The sequence below is a fragment of the Streptomyces coeruleorubidus genome (genome assembly GCF_008705135.1).
In the GTDB taxonomy this organism is placed as follows: Bacteria; Actinomycetota; Actinomycetes; order Streptomycetales; family Streptomycetaceae; genus Streptomyces; species Streptomyces coeruleofuscus.
In genome coordinates this window covers 2,531,544-2,553,096 of sequence record NZ_CP023694.1, presented here as the reverse complement: position 1 = coordinate 2,553,096, position 21,553 = coordinate 2,531,544, and the positions used below count along the sequence as shown (strand labels likewise).

At 71.9% G+C, this 21,553-nt stretch carries 25 protein-coding genes; 19 read left to right on the top strand and 6 right to left on the bottom strand.

Annotated features, from left to right (window positions below):
• Nucleotides 1-1,578, bottom strand: coding sequence for an oxidoreductase (locus CP976_RS11885; RefSeq protein ID WP_150480329.1), 1,578 nt, complete (start codon nt 1,576-1,578; stop codon nt 1-3).
• A gap of 178 nt (nt 1,579-1,756) precedes the next feature.
• Between CP976_RS11885 and hisD the strand changes: the two genes are divergently transcribed.
• The 8 genes from hisD to hisF are packed head-to-tail and all read left to right on the top strand — an operon-like array spanning nt 1,757 to nt 7,455.
• The gene (gene hisD / locus CP976_RS11880; RefSeq protein WP_150480328.1) at nt 1,757-3,082 is read left to right on the top strand and encodes a histidinol dehydrogenase; all 1,326 of its coding nucleotides are present in this window, start codon (nt 1,757-1,759) and stop codon (nt 3,080-3,082) included.
• On the top strand, nt 3,079-4,191 hold the full coding sequence (locus CP976_RS11875) for a histidinol-phosphate transaminase (protein ID WP_150480327.1): 1,113 nt from the start codon (nt 3,079-3,081) through the stop codon (nt 4,189-4,191). The genes hisD and CP976_RS11875 overlap by 4 nt, the downstream gene beginning before the upstream one ends.
• Nucleotides 4,188-4,781: an imidazoleglycerol-phosphate dehydratase HisB gene (hisB, locus tag CP976_RS11870; RefSeq protein ID WP_003989586.1), complete on the top strand. Its 594-nt coding sequence runs from the start codon at nt 4,188-4,190 to the stop codon at nt 4,779-4,781. Before CP976_RS11875 ends, hisB begins: the two co-directional genes overlap by 4 nt.
• Complete coding sequence (locus tag CP976_RS42870) at nt 4,778-4,942, top strand: hypothetical protein (protein WP_167537324.1); 165 nt, start codon at nt 4,778-4,780, stop codon at nt 4,940-4,942. Before hisB ends, CP976_RS42870 begins: the two co-directional genes overlap by 4 nt.
• A complete protein-coding gene (hisH, locus tag CP976_RS11865) occupies nt 4,939-5,583 on the top strand; it encodes an imidazole glycerol phosphate synthase subunit HisH (RefSeq protein WP_373304881.1) in 645 nt (214 codons plus the stop codon). Before CP976_RS42870 ends, hisH begins: the two co-directional genes overlap by 4 nt.
• Nucleotides 5,580-6,305, top strand: coding sequence for a bifunctional 1-(5-phosphoribosyl)-5-((5-phosphoribosylamino)methylideneamino)imidazole-4-carboxamide isomerase/phosphoribosylanthranilate isomerase PriA (priA, locus tag CP976_RS11860; RefSeq protein WP_086601778.1), 726 nt, complete (start codon nt 5,580-5,582; stop codon nt 6,303-6,305). Before hisH ends, priA begins: the two co-directional genes overlap by 4 nt.
• The gene (locus CP976_RS11855; RefSeq protein WP_150480325.1) at nt 6,302-6,703 is read left to right on the top strand and encodes a RidA family protein; all 402 of its coding nucleotides are present in this window, start codon (nt 6,302-6,304) and stop codon (nt 6,701-6,703) included. The genes priA and CP976_RS11855 overlap by 4 nt, the downstream gene beginning before the upstream one ends.
• On the top strand, nt 6,700-7,455 hold the full coding sequence (gene hisF / locus CP976_RS11850) for an imidazole glycerol phosphate synthase subunit HisF (protein ID WP_150480324.1): 756 nt from the start codon (nt 6,700-6,702) through the stop codon (nt 7,453-7,455). The genes CP976_RS11855 and hisF overlap by 4 nt, the downstream gene beginning before the upstream one ends.
• Nucleotides 7,456-7,480: 25 nt before the next feature.
• Here the strand turns inward: hisF and CP976_RS11845 are convergent, their stop codons facing one another.
• Nucleotides 7,481-8,116, bottom strand: a complete 636-nt coding sequence (locus CP976_RS11845) for a TIGR03085 family metal-binding protein (protein ID WP_150480323.1) — start codon at nt 8,114-8,116, stop codon at nt 7,481-7,483.
• Nucleotides 8,117-8,200: 84 nt separating this feature from the next.
• Between CP976_RS11845 and hisI the strand changes: the two genes are divergently transcribed.
• The 11 genes from hisI to lgt all read left to right on the top strand — a co-directional run bounded on the left by hisI (nt 8,201) and on the right by lgt (nt 16,893).
• Entirely contained in the window at nt 8,201-8,596 is a 396-nt protein-coding gene (gene hisI / locus CP976_RS11840; protein WP_150480322.1) for a phosphoribosyl-AMP cyclohydrolase, read from the top strand.
• 11 nt (nt 8,597-8,607) lie between these two features.
• Complete coding sequence (locus CP976_RS11835) at nt 8,608-10,089, top strand: anthranilate synthase component I (RefSeq protein ID WP_150480321.1); 1,482 nt, start codon at nt 8,608-8,610, stop codon at nt 10,087-10,089.
• A gap of 41 nt (nt 10,090-10,130) precedes the next feature.
• Nucleotides 10,131-10,772, top strand: coding sequence for a TIGR02234 family membrane protein (locus tag CP976_RS11830; RefSeq protein WP_150480320.1), 642 nt, complete (start codon nt 10,131-10,133; stop codon nt 10,770-10,772).
• Nucleotides 10,773-10,891: 119 nt separating this feature from the next.
• Complete coding sequence (locus tag CP976_RS11825; RefSeq protein ID WP_150480319.1) at nt 10,892-11,143, top strand: HGxxPAAW family protein; 252 nt, start codon at nt 10,892-10,894, stop codon at nt 11,141-11,143.
• An 83-nt stretch (nt 11,144-11,226) separates the two neighbouring features.
• Nucleotides 11,227-11,661 (top strand): DUF2752 domain-containing protein, encoded by a 435-nt coding sequence (locus CP976_RS11820; protein ID WP_150480318.1) that lies wholly within the window; start codon nt 11,227-11,229, stop codon nt 11,659-11,661.
• A gap of 139 nt (nt 11,662-11,800) precedes the next feature.
• Nucleotides 11,801-12,610: an indole-3-glycerol phosphate synthase TrpC gene (gene trpC / locus CP976_RS11815; RefSeq protein WP_037668094.1), complete on the top strand. Its 810-nt coding sequence runs from the start codon at nt 11,801-11,803 to the stop codon at nt 12,608-12,610.
• 22 nt (nt 12,611-12,632) lie between these two features.
• Nucleotides 12,633-12,833: a tryptophan biosynthesis modulator TrpM gene (gene trpM / locus CP976_RS11810; protein ID WP_150480317.1), complete on the top strand. Its 201-nt coding sequence runs from the start codon at nt 12,633-12,635 to the stop codon at nt 12,831-12,833.
• 75 nt (nt 12,834-12,908) lie between these two features.
• A complete protein-coding gene (gene trpB / locus CP976_RS11805) occupies nt 12,909-14,195 on the top strand; it encodes a tryptophan synthase subunit beta (protein WP_150480316.1) in 1,287 nt (428 codons plus the stop codon).
• Nucleotides 14,192-15,010: a tryptophan synthase subunit alpha gene (gene trpA / locus CP976_RS11800; RefSeq protein WP_150480315.1), complete on the top strand. Its 819-nt coding sequence runs from the start codon at nt 14,192-14,194 to the stop codon at nt 15,008-15,010. The genes trpB and trpA overlap by 4 nt, the downstream gene beginning before the upstream one ends.
• A gap of 86 nt (nt 15,011-15,096) precedes the next feature.
• Nucleotides 15,097-15,870, top strand: coding sequence for a DsbA family protein (locus CP976_RS11795; RefSeq protein WP_150480314.1), 774 nt, complete (start codon nt 15,097-15,099; stop codon nt 15,868-15,870).
• A gap of 84 nt (nt 15,871-15,954) precedes the next feature.
• Entirely contained in the window at nt 15,955-16,893 is a 939-nt protein-coding gene (lgt, locus tag CP976_RS11790) for a prolipoprotein diacylglyceryl transferase (RefSeq protein ID WP_150480313.1), read from the top strand.
• Between the two features lie 58 nt (nt 16,894-16,951).
• Here the strand turns inward: lgt and CP976_RS11785 are convergent, their stop codons facing one another.
• From CP976_RS11785 to CP976_RS11770, 4 genes are read right to left on the bottom strand one after another with little or no spacing between them, the layout of a single operon-like run.
• Nucleotides 16,952-17,773, bottom strand: a complete 822-nt coding sequence (locus tag CP976_RS11785; protein WP_150480312.1) for an HpcH/HpaI aldolase/citrate lyase family protein — start codon at nt 17,771-17,773, stop codon at nt 16,952-16,954.
• Complete coding sequence (locus CP976_RS11780; RefSeq protein ID WP_150480311.1) at nt 17,770-18,957, bottom strand: CaiB/BaiF CoA transferase family protein; 1,188 nt, start codon at nt 18,955-18,957, stop codon at nt 17,770-17,772. Before CP976_RS11780 ends, CP976_RS11785 begins: the two co-directional genes overlap by 4 nt.
• On the bottom strand, nt 18,954-20,390 hold the full coding sequence (locus CP976_RS11775) for an ADP-ribosylglycohydrolase family protein (RefSeq protein ID WP_150480310.1): 1,437 nt from the start codon (nt 20,388-20,390) through the stop codon (nt 18,954-18,956). The genes CP976_RS11780 and CP976_RS11775 overlap by 4 nt, the downstream gene beginning before the upstream one ends.
• On the bottom strand, nt 20,378-21,547 hold the full coding sequence (locus CP976_RS11770) for an ADP-ribosylglycohydrolase family protein (RefSeq protein WP_150480309.1): 1,170 nt from the start codon (nt 21,545-21,547) through the stop codon (nt 20,378-20,380). Before CP976_RS11770 ends, CP976_RS11775 begins: the two co-directional genes overlap by 13 nt.
• Between the last annotated feature and the right edge of the window lie 6 nt (nt 21,548-21,553).

Below are 21,553 nucleotides of genomic sequence, written 5' to 3'. Positions count from 1 at the left end.
CTAGTTGCGCCGCAGCAACCGCGTCGCCCCCGCCGCCACTGTCGTCGCCAGGATCCAGCCCAGCAGGATCATGGCCGTCGCCAGCCACTGCCAGCCCCCGCGCAACTGCCAGAAGCCCACCTGGCCGAGGTCGATGACCGGCAGCAGCAGATCGAGCGTGAACAGCGTGGGGTTCCACTCCGGATGCTCACCGCGCTTCAGCGGCGGGTGCCCGGCCTGGGCGAAGGCGAACGAGCCCGCCGCCCACAGCACCGCCATCCACACCGCGGCCCGGCCCGGCCGGTACCCGTAGGCGACCGTCCAGTCCTGCGCGTAACCCCACAGCTTGGCGGCCGGCGGCAGGCTCTCCCGGTGCCGGCGCTGCTTGGCGAGCAGCACCTCGCGGGCGTCCTCGTCCTCCCCGCCGGCCCGCAGCACGGCCGCGAGCCGCTCGTACGGCTCCGGGTTGTACTCGGCGGTCGCCGCCGCCACCCAGTCCAGCCGCTCGGCCAGCGGGAACGGCCCGCGCGGCACGAGGTTCTCGTAGGTGAAGCCGCCCATGTGCAGCCGCCCGGGGCCGGGCCAGGCGTCCGCCCGGTCCATCAGGTTGACGATCTTCGCCCCCGACAGCACGACACGCCCGCGCGCGGGCTGCTCACCGAGGAACCGCAGCTCCGGCGTCTGCACCCGGCGCAGTGACAGCTCCTGGTCGTCGGTGAGGGTGAACCTGGCCCGCTCGAAGTCGACCGCGTCGCCGAACCGCCCGTCGTCCAGCCGGATCCCGCCCTCGCACGAGAACCGCTGGATCCGCGTCCCGCGCGCCGGGGTCATCCCGCTCATCGCCTGGGCGCCGATGCCCGCCGGCGTCAGGTACAGGCTGCGCTCGACGGTGAGCTGCGGGGCGTTGAAGGCGAGCCGCTCGTACGGGTTGGCCAGGCGGGCGCCGCGCAGGCTCAGGGACACGCCGATGGTGGCGGCGCGCAGGCTCAGCTCGCCGTGCGACTCCAGCAGCTCGGCCTGTAAGTCCTGGCCGACGGTCAGGCCGTCCGCGGCGATCGACCGCCCGCTGCGGTCCCGGTGCACGATCGCCTGGTTGAGCATCAGGTCCGTGCCGATCTGCGCGTCCGTGAGCCGGATGCCGCGGTGGAAGCGGCAGCGCGGCAGATGCAGATCGCCCTCCGTCTGCACGCGGGCCGCCTCCAGCCGCGGCACCGAGCAGTCCACCATCCGCACGGTCGTGAAGCGGGCCTCCGGCAGCAGCACGTCCTGCTCGAACCGGCACTGGTGCATCTCGACGTACGGGACCACCGTGCCGCCCGCGAGGTCCAGCGAGCCGCTGATCAGCACGCCGGTCAGCTTCAGCGACGACACCCGGCCGGCCAGGGCGGGCGGGCCGTCCAGGAGCAGCCAGCAGACGATCCGGGCCCGCACGGTCCGATCCTCGCCCCACGGGTGGCCGCCGTGCGGGTCGTCCACCACCGGGTCGCCGCTGCTCAGGTCGTACACGCTGCCGTTGCGGAACGCCTGCCACATTCCGGCCTCCGCCGCGGTCAGGTCGTCGGGCAGCTCCCCGGCACGCACTCCGGCCCCCTCGGTCACGTCTCTTCCTTCCTCCCCGGGTACTCGCGGGTCAGTTGCTTCGTACACCAGTTCATGCCCGCTGAGTGACGCCCCGAACGCGAAACGTGAAGGGGATCTTCCGGGTTCCGGCGGCGTTCTGTATCAGCCATTGATACGAGCGAACGGCACGTCATCGGGGTCTGAGAGAATTGAGCACGTGATCTCCCGAATCGATCTGCGTGGCGACGCCCTCCCCGAGGGCCCCGCCCTGCGCGACCTGCTGCCCCGAGCCGAGTTCGACGTTCAGGCCGCCCTGGAGAAGGTGCGTCCGATCTGCGAGGACGTGCATCATCGGGGCGACGCGGCGCTGATCGATTTCGCCGAGCGGTTCGACGGGGTCAGGCTCGACCAGGTGCGGGTGCCTGCCGCCGCGCTCACGCGCGCGCTGGAGGAGCTCGACCCGGCCGTGCGCGCGGCCCTGGAGGAGTCCATCCGGCGCGCCCGGACCGTCCACCGCGAGCAGCGCCGCAGCACGCACACCACCCAGGTGGTGCCCGGCGGTTCCGTGACCGAGAAGTGGGTTCCGGTCGAGCGCGTCGGGCTGTACGCGCCCGGCGGCCGGTCCGTGTATCCGTCCTCCGTGGTCATGAACGTCGTGCCCGCCCAGGAGGCCGGCGTCGAGTCCATCGCGCTCGCCTCCCCGGCCCAGGCCGAGTTCGGCGGGCTGCCGCACCCGACGATCCTGGCCGCCTGCGCGCTGCTCGGCGTCGACGAGGTCTACGCCGCCGGCGGCGCCACCGCCGTCGCGATGTTCGCCTACGGCACGGATTCCTGCCCGCCCGCCAACATGGTCACCGGCCCCGGCAACATCTGGGTCGCCGCCGCCAAGCGCTACTTCACCGGCAAGATCGGCATCGACGCCGAGGCCGGCCCGACCGAGATCGCGGTCCTGGCCGACGACACGGCCGACCCGGTGCACGTCGCCTCCGACCTGATCAGTCAGGCCGAGCACGACCCGCTGGCCGCCGCCGTGCTCGTCACGGACTCCGTCGAGCTCGCGGACGCCGTGGAGAAGGAGCTGGAGCCGCAGGTCGCGGCCACCAGGCACGTCGACGACCGGATCGTCCCGGCGCTGTCCGGCAAGCAGTCCGCGATCGTCCTGGTCGACGGCATCGACGAGGGCCTCAGGGTGGTCGACGCGTACGGCGCCGAGCACCTGGAGATCCAGACCGCCGACGCCACCGCCGTGGCCGACCGCGTCAGGAACGCCGGCGCGATCTTCATCGGCCCCTGGGCGCCGGTCTCCCTCGGCGACTACGCGGCCGGCTCCAACCACGTCCTGCCGACCGGTGGCTGCGCCTGCCACTCCTCGGGCCTGTCCGTCCAGTCGTTCCTGCGCGGCATCCACATCGTCGACTACACCAAGGACGCGCTGGCCGAGGTCGCGCACCACGTGGTCACGCTGGCGGAGGCGGAGGACCTGCCCGCGCACGGCGCGGCGATCAAGGCAAGGTTCGGCTGGAAGGTGCCGGAGAGCAAGTGAGCGACGTACGTATCGACGATCTCCCCGTACGGGACGAGCTGCGCGGCAAGTCCCCCTACGGCGCGCCCCAGCTGGACGTCCCCGTACGGCTGAACACCAACGAGAACCCCTACCCGCTGCCCGAGCCGCTGGTCGAGCGCATCACCGAGCGGGTCCGCGAGGCGGCCCGCACCCTCAACCGCTACCCCGACCGGGACGCGGTCGAGCTGCGCACCAAGCTCGCCGAGTACCTGACGGACACGTCCGGTCACGAGGTGGGCCTCGCCAACGTCTGGGCCGCCAACGGCTCCAACGAGGTCATCCAGCAGCTGCTGCAGACCTTCGGCGGGCCCGGCCGCACCGCGATCGGCTTCGAGCCGTCGTACTCGATGCACGCGCTCATCTCGCGCGGCACGGGCACGGGCTGGATCTCCGGTCCCCGCAACGAGGACTTCACGATCGACCTCGAGGCCGCCGAGCGGGCGATCGCCGAGCACCGGCCGGACGTCGTCTTCGTCACCACCCCCAACAACCCCACGGGCAACGCGGTCCCGCCCGAGACGGTCCTCGCGCTGTACGAGGCCGCACAGGCGGCGAAGCCGTCGATGGTCGTCGTCGACGAGGCATACATTGAGTTCAGCCACGGCGACTCGCTGCTGCCGCTGCTCGACGGGCGTCCCAACCTCGTCATCTCCCGCACGATGTCGAAGGCGTTCGGCGCGGCGGGCCTGCGCCTCGGCTACCTCGCCGCGCACCCCGCCGTCGTGGACGCCGTCCAGCTCGTCCGGCTGCCGTACCACCTGTCGGCCGTCACCCAGGCGACCGCCCTGGCCGCCCTGGAGCACACCGGCACGCTGCTGGGCTACGTCGAGCAGCTCAAGGCCGAGCGGGACCGCCTGGTCACCGAGCTGCGCGAGATCGGCTACGAGGTGACCGCGTCCGACGCGAACTTCGTACAGTTCGGCCGGTTCGCGGACTCCCACGAAGCCTGGCGGAAGATCCTCGACCGGGGCGTCCTGGTCCGGGACAACGGCGTGCCCGGCTGGCTCCGGGTCACCGCCGGAACCCCCGAAGAGAACGACGCGTTCCTCGACGCGGTACGTGCACTGAAGAAGGAGCAGAGTTCATGAGCCGCACCGGACGCGTGGAGCGGACGACCAAGGAGACCTCGGTCCTCGTCGAGATCGACCTCGACGGCACCGGCAAGACGGAGATCTCCACCGGCGTCGGCTTCTACGACCACATGCTCGACCAGCTCGGCCGGCACGGTCTGTTCGACCTGACCGTGAAGACCGAGGGCGATCTGCACATCGACTCGCACCACACCATCGAGGACACCGCCCTCGCCCTGGGCGCCGCCTTCAAGCAGGCCCTCGGCGACAAGGTCGGCATCTACCGCTTCGGCAACTGCACGGTCCCGCTGGACGAGTCTCTCGCCCAGGTCACCGTCGACCTGTCGGGCCGCCCCTACCTCGTGCACACCGAGCCCGAGAAGATGGCCCCGATGATCGGCGAGTACGACACCACGATGACGCGGCACATCCTGGAGTCCTTCGTGGCCCAGGCGCAGATCGCGCTGCACGTGCACGTGCCCTACGGGCGCAACGCGCACCACATCGTGGAGTGCCAGTTCAAGGCGCTGGCCCGGGCCCTGCGCTACGCGTCCGAGCGCGACCCGCGGGCGGCCGGCATCCTCCCCTCCACGAAGGGCGCCCTGTGAACGGCATCTCGACCCTGCTGATCGTCGTCGGCCTGTTCCTCGTCGGCGGGATCTACTCCTTCATCAAGCAGAAGATGCCCAAGGGCCTGATCGTGCTGCTCTCGATCGGCGCCGCGATGTGCCTGGCTGCCGGTGTGGTGAGGCTGGAGGTGTGGAATTGAGCGCCCCGCAGAAGAAGGTCGTCGTCTTCGACTACGGCTTCGGCAACGTCCGCTCCGCCGAGCGTGCCCTCGCGCGCGCGGGAGCCGACGTCGAGATAACGCGTGACTACGACAAGGCCATGAACGCCGACGGGCTGCTCGTGCCGGGCGTCGGCGCCTTCGCCTCCTGCATGACGGGCCTGCGCGAGGCGCGCGGCGACTGGATCGTCGACCGCAGGCTGTCCGGCGGCCGCCCGGTCATGGGCATCTGCGTCGGCATGCAGATCCTCTTCGCCCGTGGCATCGAGCACGGCGTGGAGAGCGAGGGCCTCGACGAGTGGCCCGGCTCGGTCGAGCCGCTCCAGGCCGAGATCGTGCCCCACATGGGCTGGAACACCGTGGACGCGGCGCCCGGTTCGCAGCTGTTCGCGGGCCTGGACGCGGACGCGCGCTTCTACTTCGTGCACTCCTACGCCGTCCACGACTGGTCGCTTCAGACCCACAACCCGGCGATGGAGGCCCCCAAGGTCACCTGGTCCACACACGGCAAGCCGTTCGTCGCGGCCGTCGAGAACGGTGCCCTGTGGGCCACGCAGTTCCACCCCGAGAAGTCCGGCGACGCCGGAGCCCAGCTCCTCACCAACTGGATCGGAACACTGTGAGCAAGCTCGAACTCCTCCCCGCCGTCGACGTCCGTGACGGCCAGGCGGTGCGTCTGGTGCACGGCGAGTCCGGTACGGAGACCTCCTACGGCTCGCCCCTGGAGGCCGCCCTCGCCTGGCAGCGGTCCGGCGCCGAGTGGCTGCACCTGGTCGACCTGGACGCCGCGTTCGGCACGGGCGACAACCGCGCGCTGATCGCCGAGGTCACCAAGGCGATGGACATCAAGGTGGAGCTGTCCGGCGGCATCCGTGACGACGACACCCTCGCCGCCGCCCTGGCCACCGGCTGCACCCGCGTGAACCTGGGCACGGCCGCCCTGGAGGCCCCCGAGTGGGTCGCCAAGGTCATCGCCGAGCACGGCGACAAGATCGCCGTCGGTCTCGACGTCCGCGGCACGACCCTGCGCGGCCGCGGCTGGACCCGCGACGGCGGCGACCTCTACGAGACGCTGGAGCGCCTCAACAAGGAGGGCTGCGCGCGGTACGTCGTCACGGACATCGCCAAGGACGGCACGCTCCAGGGCCCGAATCTGGAGCTGCTGAAGAACGTCTGCGCGGCGACGGACCGCCCGGTGGTGGCCTCCGGCGGTGTCTCGTCGCTCGACGACCTCCGTGCGATCGCCGAACTCGTCCCGCTCGGTGTCGAGGGCGCGATCGTAGGGAAGGCGCTGTACGCGAAGGCGTTCACCCTGGAAGAGGCATTGGAGACTGTGTCGTCATGAGCGATGCCGTACGGCGCGTGCAGAGCGGAAGTCCCTGGGAAGAGAGTTTCGGTTTCGCGCGCGCCGTGGCGGCGGGCGATCGGGTGCTGGTGGCGGGCACGACACCCTTCAAGGGCGATGTGCTGTACGGCGAGGGCGACCCGTACGAGCAGGCCAAAGCGGCCTTCACCAGCGCCCTCGAGGCGATCGGCGAGTTCGGGCTCGGCATCGGGTCCGTGGTCCGGACGCGGATGTATCTGGCACACACGCGCGACCTCGACGAGGTGGGCCGGGCCCACAAGGAGCTGTTCGACATCGTGCGCCCGGTCGCGAGCTTCCTCGTGGTGGACGGCTTCGTCGACCCGCGCGTCCTGGTGTCGGTGGAACTAGAGGCATTCAGAGGAACGGTGGATTCATGACCCTGGCGGTCCGAGTCATCCCCTGCCTGGACGTGGACAACGGCCGGGTCGTCAAGGGCGTCAACTTCCAGAACCTGCGCGACGCGGGCGACCCCGTCGAGATGGCCAAGGTGTACGACGCCGAGGGCGCCGACGAGCTGACGTTCCTGGACATCACCGCCTCGTCGGGCAACCGCGAGACGACGTACGACGTGGTGCGCCGCACGGCCGAGCAGGTGTTCATCCCGCTCACGGTCGGCGGCGGTGTGCGCACCGCCGAGGACGTGGACAAGCTGCTGCGGGCCGGCGCGGACAAGGTCGGCGTCAACACGGCCGCGATCGCCCGCCCGGAGCTCATCCGGGAGATCGCGGAACGCTTCGGCCGCCAGGTCCTGGTCCTGTCGGTGGACGCGCGCCGGACCGAGTCCGGCTCCTTCGAGGTGACCACCCACGGCGGCCGCCGCGGCACCGGCATCGACGCCGTCGAGTGGGCGCACCGGGCCGCGGAGCTGGGCGCCGGCGAGATCCTGCTCAACTCCATGGACGCGGACGGCACCAAGGACGGCTACGACCTGGAGATGATCGCGGCCGTGCGGGGGCATGTGACCGTCCCGGTCATCGCCTCGGGCGGCGCGGGCAGGCTGGCGGACTTCCCGCCGGCCATCGCGGCGGGCGCGGACGCGGTGCTGGCCGCGTCGGTGTTCCACTTCGGGGACCTGCGCATCGGCGAGGTCAAGGAGACGCTGCGGGAGGCGGGTCACCCGGTGCGGTGACCCACTCCCTCAGATCCCGACTGCTTCAGATCCCGAGCTGCTTCGTCTCGTGCAGCTTCGCGATCGCGTCCTCGTCGCCGTCCAGCTCGACCTTGGCCTTGCTCTGCCGTCCGTAGGAGAACAGCACCAGCTCCGAGGGCTCACCGGTCACCGTCACAACCGGCGCGCCCCGCTGGGCGACGACCGTCTGGCCGTCCGGGCGGCGCAGCACCAGGCCCGTCGGGACGCTGCGCCCCATCAGCCGGGCGGTGCGCTCCAGCCGGGTCCACAGGGCGTCCTGGAAGACCGCATCGAGCTCGCGGGGCGACCAGTCGGGCTGGGCGCGCCGGACGTCCTCCGTGTGGACGTAGAACTCGATGATGTTCGACATCTCGTCGACCGGCTTGAGCGAGAAGGGCGAGAAGCGGGGCGGCCCCGTACGGATCAGCTGGATCAGCTCCTCGTACGGCTTGTCGGTGTACTCCGCCATCACCCGGTCCAGGCGAGGCGCGAGCTGCTTGATCAGTATCCCGCCGGCGGCGTCCGGGCGGCGCTCGCGCACCACCACGTGGGCGGCGAGGTCCCGGGTCGTCCAGCCCTCGCACAGGGTGGGCGCGTCCGGGCCCGCGGTCTCCAACAGATCGGCGAGGAGAAGTCGTTCACGCTTGGCATGGGTCGACATGCGGCCCAGCCTACGACCGGCCCGGAGGTCCGCACAGTGGACACTCCACTTGGCCTGTCAGTGGCGCGCGGCACAATGGTCGGCATGACCAGCACGTCCTCCCGGCCCAGCCCCCTCGACCCGGAGATCGCCGCCCGCCTCAAGCGCAGCGCCGACGGCCTCCTGCCCGCCATCGCCCAGCAGTACGACACCGGAGAGGTGCTCATGCTCGGCTGGATGGACGACGAGGCGCTGCACCGCACCCTGACCACCGGCCGGTGCACGTACTGGTCGCGCAGCCGCCAGGAGTACTGGGTCAAGGGCGACACCTCCGGCCACTTCCAGTGGGTGAAGTCCGTCGCCCTCGACTGCGACGCCGACACCGTCCTGGTGAAGGTCGACCAGGTCGGCGCCGCCTGCCACACCGGCGCACGCACCTGCTTCGACGAGGACGTGCTCCTCAAGGACGGCGGCTCCGACGTCTCCGCCACGGATCAGTAAGGTCAGCCGCCATGGACCTCGAGACGTTCCGCAAGCTCGCCACCGACCGGCGGGTCATCCCGGTCACCCGCAAACTCCTCGCCGACGGCGACACCCCGGTCGCGCTCTACCGCAAGCTCGCCGCCGAGCGCCCGGGCACCTTCCTGCTGGAGTCCGCGGAGAACGGCCGCTCGTGGTCCCGCTACTCGTTCGTGGGCGTCCGCAGCGCCGCCACGCTGACCGAGCGCGACGGGCAGGCCCACTGGCTCGGCGCCCCGCCCGTCGGCGTCCCCACGGACGGCGACCCCCTCGCCGCGCTGCGCGCCACCATCGAGGCCCTGCACACCCCCCACCAGGACGGCATGCCGCCCTTCACCGGCGGCATGGTCGGCTACCTCGGCTACGACATCGTCCGCCGCCTGGAGAAGATCGGCCCCGGCGAGCGCGACGACCTCAAGCTCCCCGAGCTGACCATGCTCCTCACCAGCGACCTGGCCGTCATGGACCACTGGGAGGGCTCGGTCCTGCTGATCGCCAACGCGATCAACCACAACGACCTGGAGACCGGCGTCGACGAGGCCTACGCGGACGCCGTGGCCCGGCTCGACGCCATGCAGGCCGACCTCTCCCGCGCGGTCGCCCAGCCCCCGGCCGTGCTGCCGCCCTCCGAGCTCCCCGAGTACTCCGCGCTGTGGGGCGGCCCCGACTTCCAGGAGGCCGTCGAGGACATCAAGGAGCGCATCCGGGCCGGCGAGGCCTTCCAGGTCGTCCCCTCCCAGCGCTTCGAGACGCCGTGCACGGCGAGCGCGCTGGACGTCTACCGGGTCCTCAGGGCCACCAACCCGTCCCCGTACATGTACCTGTTCCGCTTCGACGGGTTCGACGTCGTCGGCTCGTCCCCCGAGGCCCTGGTCAAGGTCGAGGACGGACGCGCCATGGTCCATCCCATCGCCGGCACCCGCTGGCGCGGCGCCACCCCGCAGGAGGACCAGGCCCTCGCCGACGAACTGCTCGCCGACCCCAAGGAGCGCGCCGAGCACCTCATGCTCGTCGACCTGGGGCGCAACGACCTGGGGCGGGTCTGCGAGCCCGGTTCGGTCGAGGTCGTCGACTTCATGTCCGTCGAGCGGTACTCGCACGTCATGCACATCGTCTCGACGGTGACGGGCCGCGTCGCCCCGGGCCGCACCGCCTTCGACGTCCTCACCGCGTGCTTCCCGGCCGGCACCCTCTCCGGTGCCCCGAAGCCCCGCGCCATGCAGATCATCGACGAACTCGAACCGTCCCGGCGCGGGCTGTACGGCGGCTGCGTCGGCTACCTCGACTTCGCGGGCGACTCCGACACCGCCATCGCCATCCGCACGGCCCTCCTCCGGGACGGCACCGCCTTCGTCCAGGCGGGCGCGGGCATCGTCGCCGACTCCGACCCGGTCGCCGAGGACACGGAGTGCCGCAACAAGGCGGCGGCGGTCCTCAGGGCCGTCCACACGGCGAACCGGCTGGGAAAGGCCTGAGATGACCCCCGGGTGACGGTTCGCCCCGGGTTCAAGCGATAGTGGGGTACGTGACTGCTGCACCTCACCCCCGTTCCCAAGGCGCCGGGTCCGCCCGGGCCGGCCGCCGGAGCCTCGCCGTCGCGCTGCTGTGCGGCGCGCTCGGCGCGGCCGTGGCGCTGCTCGCCACCCGGCAGCGCTGGGCGGAGGGCACCGCGACGGTCGCCGGCGGCGCCTTCCCCCTGACCGCCAAGGGCAGCGACGTCACAGGCGTCCCGGCGGCGCTCGCCGTGGTCGGCCTCGCCGCGCTCGTCGCCGTCTTCGCCGTCCGCCGGGCCGGCCGCCTCGTCGTGGCCGCGCTGCTCGCGCTCTCCGGCGCGGGCATCGTCGTCGCCGCCCTGCTCGGCGCCTCCGACGGCTCCGCGCTCGACGAGCAGGCCGCCCAGGCCTCCGGCGACAGCTCCGCCTCCGTAGACACCCTCAGCCACACCGCCTGGCCGTACGTCGCGGCCGTCGGCGGTGTGCTGCTCCTCCTGGCCGGACTGCTCGCCCTGCGCTACGGCCGGCTGTGGCCCGCGATGTCCGGCCGCTACGAGCGGAGCGGCACACCGCAGCCGCGCCGCAAGGCCCCCGCCGTCGACCCGGACCGGCCCGAAGACCTGTGGAAGGCGCTCGACCGGGGCGAGGACCCGACCGGAGCCTGAGCCACACGGGGGAGCGGGGCGTATCGCAGGAGCACCCCCGCTCACCGCCCCCGCGCACGTGCGGGACAATGGGCCCGAGCGTCCTGCTCAGACACGCACACAGCAACGAGGAGCAAGCAATGGCGGGCAGCAGCCACGGTCACACCCCGGCCGCCTGGACCGGTGTCACGATCGCCTTCATCGGTTTCTGCGTCGCGGGCGCGTTCATGGTGATGGACCAGCCGGCGGGCTTCTGGGCCGGCATGGTGGTCGTGCTGCTCGGCGGCGTCGTCGGCGCCGTCATGCGCGCGATGGGTCTCGGACAGCCGAAGGAACTGCACCAGCCGCACCGGACCACGGGCGACCGCGAGCCGGCGCGCGCCGAGGGCTGATCCCCGCGGAACACCGCGTTGTCGCGTCAGGGGCGGCCGGCACTCGGGTGCCGGGACCGCCCCTCACGCGCGTGCGGGGCACAATGGCTGCCGTGAACGCCGACAGCCGAAGGGCGACGCCCAGCGTCCCGGGCCGCCTGGCCGTCCCCGCCGGGGTGCTCGCGGCCGTCACCGCGGCCTTCGCCTACGTGGGCGCGGTCGACCCCAACGAACCCGGCCACTACCCCGTCTGCCCGCTGCTGCACTACACGGGCCTGTACTGCCCCGGCTGCGGCGGACTGCGCAGTGCGCACGCCTTCGTCCACGGCGACCTCCCGGCGGCACTGCACGCCAACGCGCTCGCCGTCCTCGGCTATCTGGCCTTCGCCGTGCTGTGGACCGTCTGGGTGGTCCACGCGGTGCGCGGGCGCCCGCTGCGGATCGACCCCCGCCCGGGGCTGGTGTGGAGCCTCGGCGCGTTGCTGCTGGTCTTCACGGTCGTCCGGAACCTGCCCTTCGGTGGCTGGCTCCATCCTTGATCAACTGGCGGATGTCCAGGTAGTGGGACCGGCGTCAACCGGATGCGAGGCCTACGCCCCGCTGCGGATACCATCGCAGTGACCATCGGTTTTCGATCGGTCGCTGGAACTGTCAAGAGTCTGGAAGGGGGCCGCTCGCGTGAGTGTGCTCGACGAGATCATCGACGGAGTCCGTGCCGACCTCGCGGAGCGGCAGGCGCGCGTCAGCCTCGACGAGCTCAAGGAGCGCGCGGCGAAGGCTCCCGCCGCCAAGGACGGCGCGGCCGCACTGCGCGGCGACGGCGTCAAGGTCATCTGCGAGGTCAAGCGCTCCAGCCCGTCCAAGGGCGCGCTGGCCGCGATCGCCGACCCGGCCGGACTCGCCGCGGACTACGAGGCGGGCGGCGCGGCCGTCATCTCCGTCCTCACCGAACAGCGGCGCTTCGGCGGCTCGCTCGCCGACCTCGAGGCGGTCCGCGCCCGCGTGGACATCCCGGTCCTGCGCAAGGACTTCATCGTCACGTCGTACCAGCTCTGGGAGGCCCGGGCCTACGGCGCCGACGTCGTCCTGCTGATCGTCGCCGCTCTCGACCAGCCCGCCCTGGAGTCCCTGATCGAGCGCGCCGAGTCCATCGGGCTCACGCCGCTCGTCGAGGTGCACGACGAGGACGAGGTCGAGCGCGCGGTCGACGCCGGCGCACGCGTGATCGGCGTCAACGCGCGCAACCTCAAGACCCTCGAGGTCGACCGCGGCACCTTCGAGCGCGTGGCACCCGAGATCCCCGACCACATCATCAAGATCGCCGAGTCCGGCGTCCGCGGCCCGCACGACCTCATCGCCTACGCCAACGCCGGCGCCGACGCGGTCCTGGTGGGCGAGTCCCTCGTCACCGGCAAGGACCCCAAGACGGCGGTCTCCGACCTGGTGGCGGCAGGCGAACACCCCGCACTCCGGCACGGCCGGGGCTGATCCCCCGCTAGGCTTGGCCCCGATGAACCTCACCATGACGACCGTGGACCGGTACGCCCGCCTCGCGCGCGGCTGCCGCCCCCGCGGCTGCCGTGCGCCCGCGCGCCGCGTACACGGCCGCCGCGTCCGCTACGTCATCGGTGACGAGCCGGGCCAGGTCAACGGCATGCGATGGCAACAGCGCCCCGTAAGGGGCGCGGGGAACTGCGCGACCAGCCACTGACGGCCCGCGGTCAACAGTCGATCCCCGCCCCCACGGCGACTAGTGCATCCAACACACTCACCGTGAGGTATTCGCATGCCCAGTCAGTTCTTCATCCCCGACCCCGAGGGTCAAACGCCCAACCCCGAAGGCTACTTCGGGACATTCGGCGGCAAGTTCATCCCGGAGGCCCTCGTCGCCGCAGTCGACGAGGTGGCCGTCGAGTACGACAAGGCCAAGCACGACCCGGAGTTCGCCAAGGAACTCGACGACCTCCTGGTCAACTACACCGGCCGCCCGTCGGCGCTGACGGAGGTGCCCCGGTTCGCCGAGCACGCCGGTGGCGCCCGGATCTTCCTCAAGCGGGAAGACCTCAACCACACCGGCTCCCACAAGATCAACAACGTCCTCGGCCAGGCCCTGCTCACCAAGCGCATGGGCAAGACCCGCGTCATCGCCGAGACGGGCGCCGGCCAGCACGGCGTCGCCACGGCCACGGCCTGCGCGCTCTTCGGCCTCGAGTGCACCATCTACATGGGCGAGATCGACACGCAGCGGCAGGCCCTCAACGTCGCGCGGATGCGCATGCTCGGCGCCGAGGTCATCGCCGTGAAGTCCGGCAGCCGCACGCTGAAGGACGCGATCAACGAGGCGTTCCGCGACTGGGTCGCCAACGTCGAGCACACGCACTACCTCTTCGGCACGGTGGCCGGTCCCCACCCCTTCCCTGCCATGGTCCGCGACTTCCACCGGGTCATCGGCGTGGAGACCCGCCGCCAGCTCCTGGAGCGCGCGGGCCAGCTCCCCGACGCGGCCGTCGCCTGCGTCGGCGGCGGCTCCAACGCCATCGGCCTCTTCCACGCCTTCATCCCGGACCCGGACGTACGCCTCATCGGCTGCGAGCCGGCAGGCCACGGCGTCGACACCGGCGAGCACGCGGCGACCCTGACCGCCGGAGAGCCCGGCATCCTGCACGGCTCCCGGTCGTACGTCCTCCAGGACGACGAGGGCCAGATCACCGAGCCGTACTCGATCTCGGCCGGTCTGGACTACCCGGGCATCGGCCCCGAGCACTCCTACCTCAAGGACTCCGGCCGCGGTGAGTACCGCGCGGTCACGGACGACGCGGCCATGCAGGCCCTGCGCCTGCTGTCCCGCACCGAGGGCATCATCCCGGCCATCGAGAGCGCCCACGCGCTGGCCGGCGCCCTGGAGGTCGGCAGGGAGCTCGGCGAGGACGGGCTGATCGTGGTCAACCTGTCCGGGCGCGGCGACAAGGACATGGACACCGCCGCCCGCTACTTCGGCCTCTACGACACCGACGCCGAGGTCGCCGCCGACGCCGACACCGACACCGCAGAGATCGAGGGGGACGCCAAGTGAGCGGGAACATTCAGCTGCTGAGCGACACCCTCGCCGCGGCGAAGTCCGAGGGCCGGGCCGCCCTCATCGCCTACCTCCCGGCCGGGTTCCCGACCGTGGACGGCGGCATCGAGGCGATCAAGGCCGTCCTGGACGGCGGCGCCGACGTCGTCGAGGTCGGTCTGCCGCACAGCGACCCCGTCCTCGACGGGCCCGTCATCCAGACCGCCGACGACATCGCCCTGCGCGGCGGCGTGAAGATCGCCGACGTGATGCGCACGGTCCGCGAGGCCCACGCGGCCACCGGCAAGCCGGTGCTCGTCATGACGTACTGGAACCCCATCGACCGCTACGGCGTCGAGCGGTTCACCGCCGAGCTCGCCGAGGCGGGCGGCGCCGGGTGCATCCTGCCCGACCTGCCCGTGCAGGAGTCGGCGCTGTGGAGGGAGCACGCCGAGAAGCACGGCCTCGCCACCGTCTTCGTCGTCGCCCCCAGCAGCAAGGACCAGCGGCTCGCGCAGATCACCGCGGCGGGCAGCGGCTTCGTCTACGCCGCTTCCCTCATGGGCGTCACCGGCACCCGCGCGTCGGTCAGCTCGCAGGCCGAGGACCTGGTGGCACGCACCCGGGCCAGCGGCACGGACCTGCCGGTCTGCGTCGGGCTCGGCGTCTCCAACGCCGCCCAGGCCGCCGAGGTCGCCGGCTTCGCCGACGGCGTGATCGTCGGCTCCGCCTTCGTCAAGGCCATGCTGGACGCCCCGGACGACGCGGCCGGTGTCGAGGCCGTGCGCTCGCTCGCGGGTGACCTCGCGAAGGGCGTGCGCCGACAGGAGTAGGAAAGCCGGAAGTCATACAGGTCCCTCGTACGGGTGGACCTGGGGCCGGGGAGGCGCGGTGCGCCTCCCCGGTTCGTTTCCGGGGTGTGAGCGAGAAGAACCGTGAGGGAAAGCGCACCGCCCGGGAGAAGATGGCGGTCGAGCGTGAGAAGCAGAAGTCCGCTGAGAAGCGCCGGCGCGCGTTGATCGTGGGCGGGGCCGTCGTCGCCGTCCTGGGTCTCGCGGCGGTGATCGGCGTCGTCGCGGCCAACGCCGGCAAGGACGACAGCGAGGCCTCGGGCCCGGTCGTGGCCCCCTCGGGAGCACAGGGCAAGGACGGCCTGGCGATCCCGGTCGGCAAGGACAGCGCCAAGTCCACGCTTACGGTCTGGGAGGACTTCCGCTGCCCGGCCTGCAAGTCCTTCGAGACGGCGTACCGGCCGGTGATCCACGAACTGACGGACGCCGGCCAGTTGAAGACCGAGTACCACCTGGTCACCCTCATCGACGGAAACATGGGCGGCAGCGGCTCCCGCAACGCGGCCAACGCCGCGGCCTGCGCCCAGGACGCCGGGAAGTTCCCCGCGTACCACGACGTGCTCTTCGACAACCAGCCCCAAGAGGTCGACGACGCCTACGCCAGGAACGACAAGCTGATCGAGCTGGCCGGCAAGGTCGACGGCCTGGACACCCCCGCCTTCCGCAAGTGCGTCGAGGACGGCAAGCACAACGGCTGGGTCGCCAAGTCCCACCAGGCCTTCAACAAGGGCGGCTTCTCCGGCACGCCGACCGTGCTGTTCGACGGCGAGAACATCTACCAGGACCGGGCGATGACCCCGGCGAAGCTGAAGCAGATGGTGCAGGAGCAGAACAAGGGGTAAAGGCTTTTCTCACGCTCCCGTTATGGACCCGTAGCCGGGCTGCCTGCCGCGGCCCCGGTCCGGCACGGTAGCGTCGACCCTGCCATGGAACTTGCCTTCATTCCCAGCCCGTCACGCGGGGTGCTGTACCTCGGCCCCATTCCGCTGCGCGGCTACGCGTTCTGCATCATCATCGGCGTCTTCGTTGCCGTCTGGCTCGGCAACAAGCGCTGGATCGCCCGGGGCGGGCGGACCGGCACGGTGGCCGACATCGCTGTCTGGGCCGTGCCGTTCGGTCTGGTCGGCGGCCGGCTCTACCACGTGATCACGGACTACGAGCTGTACTTCAGCGAGGGCCGTGACTGGGTGAACGCCTTCAAGATCTGGGAGGGCGGTCTCGGCATCTGGGGCGCGATCGCGCTGGGCGCGCTGGGCGCCTGGATCGGCTGCCGGCGCCGGGGCATCCCGATGCCGGCGTACGCCGACGCCGTCGCGCCGGGCATCGCCCTCGCCCAGGCGATCGGCCGCTGGGGCAACTGGTTCAACCAGGAGCTGTACGGCAAGCCCACCGACCTGCCCTGGGCCCTGGAGATCACGTCCTCCGCGGACGGGCGGGTGCCGGGCACGTACCACCCGACGTTCCTGTACGAGTCGCTGTGGTGCATCGGCGTCGCAGTCCTGGTCATCTGGGCGGACCGCCGCTTCCGGCTGGGACACGGCCGGGCGTTCGCGCTGTACGTCGCCGCGTACTGCGCGGGCCGGGCGTGGATCGAGTACATGCGTGTCGACGACGCCCACCACATCCTGGGTCTCCGGCTCAACGTGTGGACCGCGATGATCGTGTTCCTGCTCGCGGTCACCTACCTCGTGGTGTCGTCGAAGAAGCGGCCGGGCCGGGAAGCCGTGGTGGAGCCTGGTGCCTCCGGCGGTGAGGCCGACGGTGACGACGCGTCCGCCGGCGAGGGCAAGGAAGACGAGGCCAAGGAAGAAGAGTCCCAGGCCGACGAGGCCAATGACGAGGCCGGGTCGGCGAAGAAAAGCTGACGATCAGCCGCACGACGTCGAGGGGTGCCCGGAGTTGTCCGGGCACCCCTCGGTGCGTCTAACGGCGGCGTGCCAGGGACAGGGTGCGCTGGGCCGCCGTCACCACCGCCGTGTCGATGAAACGGCCGTCCGGGAGGGCCTGGGCGCCCGGGTCCGCGGCCGCCGCCTTGACGATCGTCTCCGCTTGCTCGATCTCCTCCTCGGTGGGGAGGAAGGCCCGCTCGATGACCGGGAGCTGGCGGGGGTGGATCGCGGTCCGGCCCAGGAAGCCCAGGGTGCGGCCATGGGCACAGGAGGCGGCCAGCCCTTCCAGGTCGTGGACGTCCGGGTGGACCGACTGCGCCGGCGGGGGCAGGCCCGCGGCCCGGGCGGCCACGATCACCCGGGAGCGGGACCAGTCGAGCCCCGCGTCGTGCCGTACGCCCAGGTCGGCCCGTAGATCCGCCTCCCCGAGCGCGATGCCCCGCAGGGACGGGTGGGCCGTGGCGACGGCGTAAGCCTGTTCCACGCCGAGGGCCGTCTCCAGGAGGGCGTACAGAGGCAGCCCTGCGGGGACGGCGTGCTGTGCGATCCGGACGATCTCGGCGGGCGAGGTGATCTTGGGGAGCCGCAGGGCGCAGAGGCCGGGAGCCGGGGACACGGCGGCGAGGTCCTGCCCGGCCCAGGGGCTGTCCAGGGCGTTGACGCGGACGTGCACCGGGACCGGCGGCAGCTCGGCGAGCAACTCGGCGGTGGCGGCCCGGGCGTACGCCTTCCGGTCGGGGGCGACCGCGTCCTCCAGGTCGACGACGACGATGTCGGCGCCGGAGGTGAGGGCCTTGGCCACCACGGGCGGGCGGTCGCCCGGGGCGTAGAGCCAGGTGAGTGGGAACGCCGTCACAGGGCGCCCTCCGCGCGCAGCGCCGTGAGGTCGGCCGGGGTGAGGCCCAGTTCGGTGAGGACCTCGTCGGTGTCGGCGCCGTGCGGGCGGCCGGCCCAGCGGATCGCGCCGGGCGTGGCGGAGAGCCGGAAGAGGACGTTCTGCATGCGCAGGGGGCCCAGCTCCGGGTCGTCGACGGTGGTGATGGTGTTCAGGGCCTGGTACTGCGGGTCCGCCATCACGTCGCGGACGTCCTGGACCGGGGCCACCGCCGCCTCGGCCTTCTCGAAGGCCGCCAGGACGTCCGTGCGGGTGCGTGCGGCGATCCAGGAGCCGACCGCCTCGTCCAGGACGTCGGCGTGGCGGGCGCGGTCGGCGCCCGTGGCGAACCACGGCTCGTCGATCAGTTCCGGCCGGCCCACCAGGTGCATCACGCGTTCCGCGACCGACTGGGCCGACGTCGAGACCGCGACCCAGGTGCCGTCCGCGGTGCGGTAGACGCCGCGTGGGGCGTTGTTGGGGGAGCGGTTGCCGGTGCGGGGCTGGACGTGGCCGAGCTGGTCGTACCAGAGGGGCTGGGGTCCGAGCGCGGCCAGGATCGGTTCGATCAGGGCCATGTCGACGACCTGGCCCTCGCCGGTGCGGTCGCGGGCGGCGAGCGCCGTCATCACCGCGTACGCCGTCGTCAGGCCCGCGATGGAGTCGGCCAGGCCGAACGGCGGGAGCGTCGGGGGCGCGTCCGGTTCGCCGGTGATCGCGGCGAAGCCGCTCATCGCCTCGGCGAGGGTGCCGAAGCCGGGGCGGTGGGCATAGGGGCCGAACTGGCCGAAGCCGGTGACGCGGGCCAGGACCAGGCGGGGGTTGGCGGCCGACAGCTCCGGCCAGCCCAGGTCCCATTTCTCCAGGGTGCCGGGGCGGAAGTTCTCGATGATCACGTCGGCGCCGGCGGCGAGGCGCAGGAGGGTGCTGCGGCCGCCGGGCTTCGACAGGTCGAGGGTGATGGTGCGCTTGTTGCGGCCGAGCATCTTCCACCACAGGCCCACGCCGTCCTTCGACGGGCCGTGGCCGCGGGACGGGTCCGGTTTCGACGGGTGCTCGACCTTGACGACCTCCGCGCCGAAGTCGCCGAGCAGGGTGGCGGCGAGCGGGCCGGCGAAGAGGGTGGCGAGGTCCAGGACGCGGAGGCCGGTGAGGGGAGCGGTCATGAGCGGTGGGTCTCCCGGTGTGTGAGGTGGGCGAGGGTGTCGAAGCCGATGCCGTTGAAGTCGCCGATGGAGGTGGACAGGCGGTTCTTCAGGGGGGCCGTCCATCGGTCGGGGAGGGCCGCGGGGTCTTTGGCCAGCAGGCCGGCGATGCTGCCGGCGGTCGCGCCGTTGGAGTCGGTGTCCCAGCCGCCGCTCACCGCGCGGCAGATCGAGCCGGAGAAGTCGCCGTTCGCGTGGGTGAGGGCGGCGGCGATCAGGGCGGTGTTGGGGACGGCGTGCACCCAGTGGTGGGTGGGGGCGTGGGTGGCGTGCAGTCCGTCGACGACCGTGTCGAAGTCGTCGTGCTCCCGGGCCAGTTCGATGGCGTGGTGGACGGCTTGGGTGAGGCGGGAGCGTGGCGGGACGACGGTGAGGCCGGTGCGCAGGCAGGTGTGGACGTCGTGTTCGCCTGTCGCGGCGGTCGCGATGGTGGCCGCCGTGAACATCGCCGCGTAGGCGCCGTTGGCGGTGTGGGTGAGGGTGGCGTCGCGGTGGGCCTGTTCCGCGGCGGCGGCCGGGTCGCCGGGGTTGGTCCAGCCGTGGACGTCGGCGCGGATCAGGGCCCCGATCCATTCGCGGAACGGGTTGCGGTGGCGGGCGGTGTGCGGGGGTTCCAGGCCGGTGAGGAGGTTGCGGTAGGCGATGCGTTCGGCGGTGAAGGTGCGGCCGGCGGGGAGTTCGTCGAGCCAGGTGCGGGCCACGTCCGTGGTGGTGAAGGACTTGCCGTGGCGGTGGAGGACGAGGAGGTTGAGGAGGGGGTAGTTGAGGTCGTCGTCCTCGGGCATGCCGTCGATGTTCTCGGCGAGGGAGGCTTTCGCCGAGCGGCGGTTCCAGGGGTGCTTCTGGAGGAGGTCTTCGGGGACGCCCCGGGCTGTGAAGTAGGTGGTGAGGGGCCAGTTGCCGGTGGAGTTGGCCAGTTGGCGGATGGCATCGAGGGGGAGTTTCTCTACTGGTTTGCCCAGGAGGCAGCCGGCGGCTCGGCCCAGCCATGCGGATTCCAGGTGCTGGTCGGGTGTGGCTGGGGTCCGGGTTGCGGCGCTCACCCGCGCTGGCGGGGTGCCGCCCTTCTTTGGGACGGGTGCCGCCCCAGCGGCACGACTGCCCGCAGACGGCGGCCACTCGGGGCAAGCTGACCTGATCTTCCCCAGGTCCGTCGGTTCGTCGTCCGACAACCTGCTCGGGAGGTCTGCCAGTTCGTCCAGGAGGTCTTCTGCCAGTTGGCGTAGGTAGCGGGAGGCCGGGGACGGGGACGCGCCTGCTGTGAGGGGGGCGTCCGGGCCGCCTGCTGCTCTCCAGCGGGCCGCGATCGCTTTCGGCTCGCGGCCGTCCTGGGCTGCCTGGCGGAGTTCGTGGCCGAGCAGGTCCTCCGGCTGGACCCAGGTCAGGCGGAGCATTCCGGGCCTCCGAGGGATGCGAAGGCCTGTTCGTGGGTGCGGCGGCGGGCGGTGTCCCGGGAGAAGACCTCGCGGGTTACGGCCGTGAGGGTCACGGCCGGTTCCCAGAGGTCCAGGCGGCTGGCCTCCGCGACCGTCTTGGCCCAGTCCTGGGGGATGGGCGAACCGAGTGCGCCGGCCAGGGCGCCGGCCATCGTGGCGATGGAGTCGCAGTCGCGGCCGTAGTTCACGGCGCCCAGGACCGCGTGCCGGTAGTCGCCCTGGGCCACGAGCAACATGCCCAGGGCTACGGGGAGTTCCTCGATCGTGTGGAGGCGGGAGGGGCGGCGGGCGCCGAGGGAGGGGGCGCGGTAGTCGGGGCCGACCGTGTCGTAGGGGGCGACCGCCTCGCGCAGGGGACCCAGTGCGGACTCGAAGTCCGTGTGGCGGGAGGCCTCCTCGCAGACCCGCTCGATGGCGGTGCGCGTGCCGTCCTTCGCCAGGGACAGGCAGGCCGAGACGACCGAGTCCGGGGTGGCTCCCGGGGTGCACGCCGCCGCGACCGCCGCCGCCAGGACGCCCGCCGCCTCACGGCCGTACGACGACTGGTGCGCGCCGGCGATGTCGAGGGCTTCGGCGTAGGCCGCCCGCGGGTTGGCGGCGTTGACCAGGCCGACCGGGGACATGTACATCGCCGCACCGCAGTTGACGATGTTGCCGCTGCCGGCCTCTCGCGGGTCGGCATGGCCGTAATGGATCCTCGTCACCAGCCATTTCTCCGCCAGGAAGACGCGGTGCAGGGGGAGTGCCTCGGTCTCCAGTTCCGGGATCCAGCGTGGCTCGGTCATGAGGTCGGGGACGAGGTGGCCGGCGATCGCGTAGGCGTCGAGGTGGTCGCGGACCCGGGCGTAGACGCGGATCAGGGCGTGCGTCATCAAGGTGTCGTCGGTGACGTGGCCGTCGCCCTTGTGGTACGGGGCGAGGGGGCGGGCGGTGCGCCAGTCGTCGCCGTGCCAGGGGCCGACGATGCCGTGCACGCGGCCGCCGTGGCGTTCCAGGATCTGCTCGGGCGAGTAGCCCTCGACGGGGCCGCCGAGGGCGTCGCCGACGGCGGCTCCGACCAGGGCTCCGGTGATCCGTTCGTCCAGTGTGGCGTTTTGGTGTGGTTTGGGCTTCATGGCCGC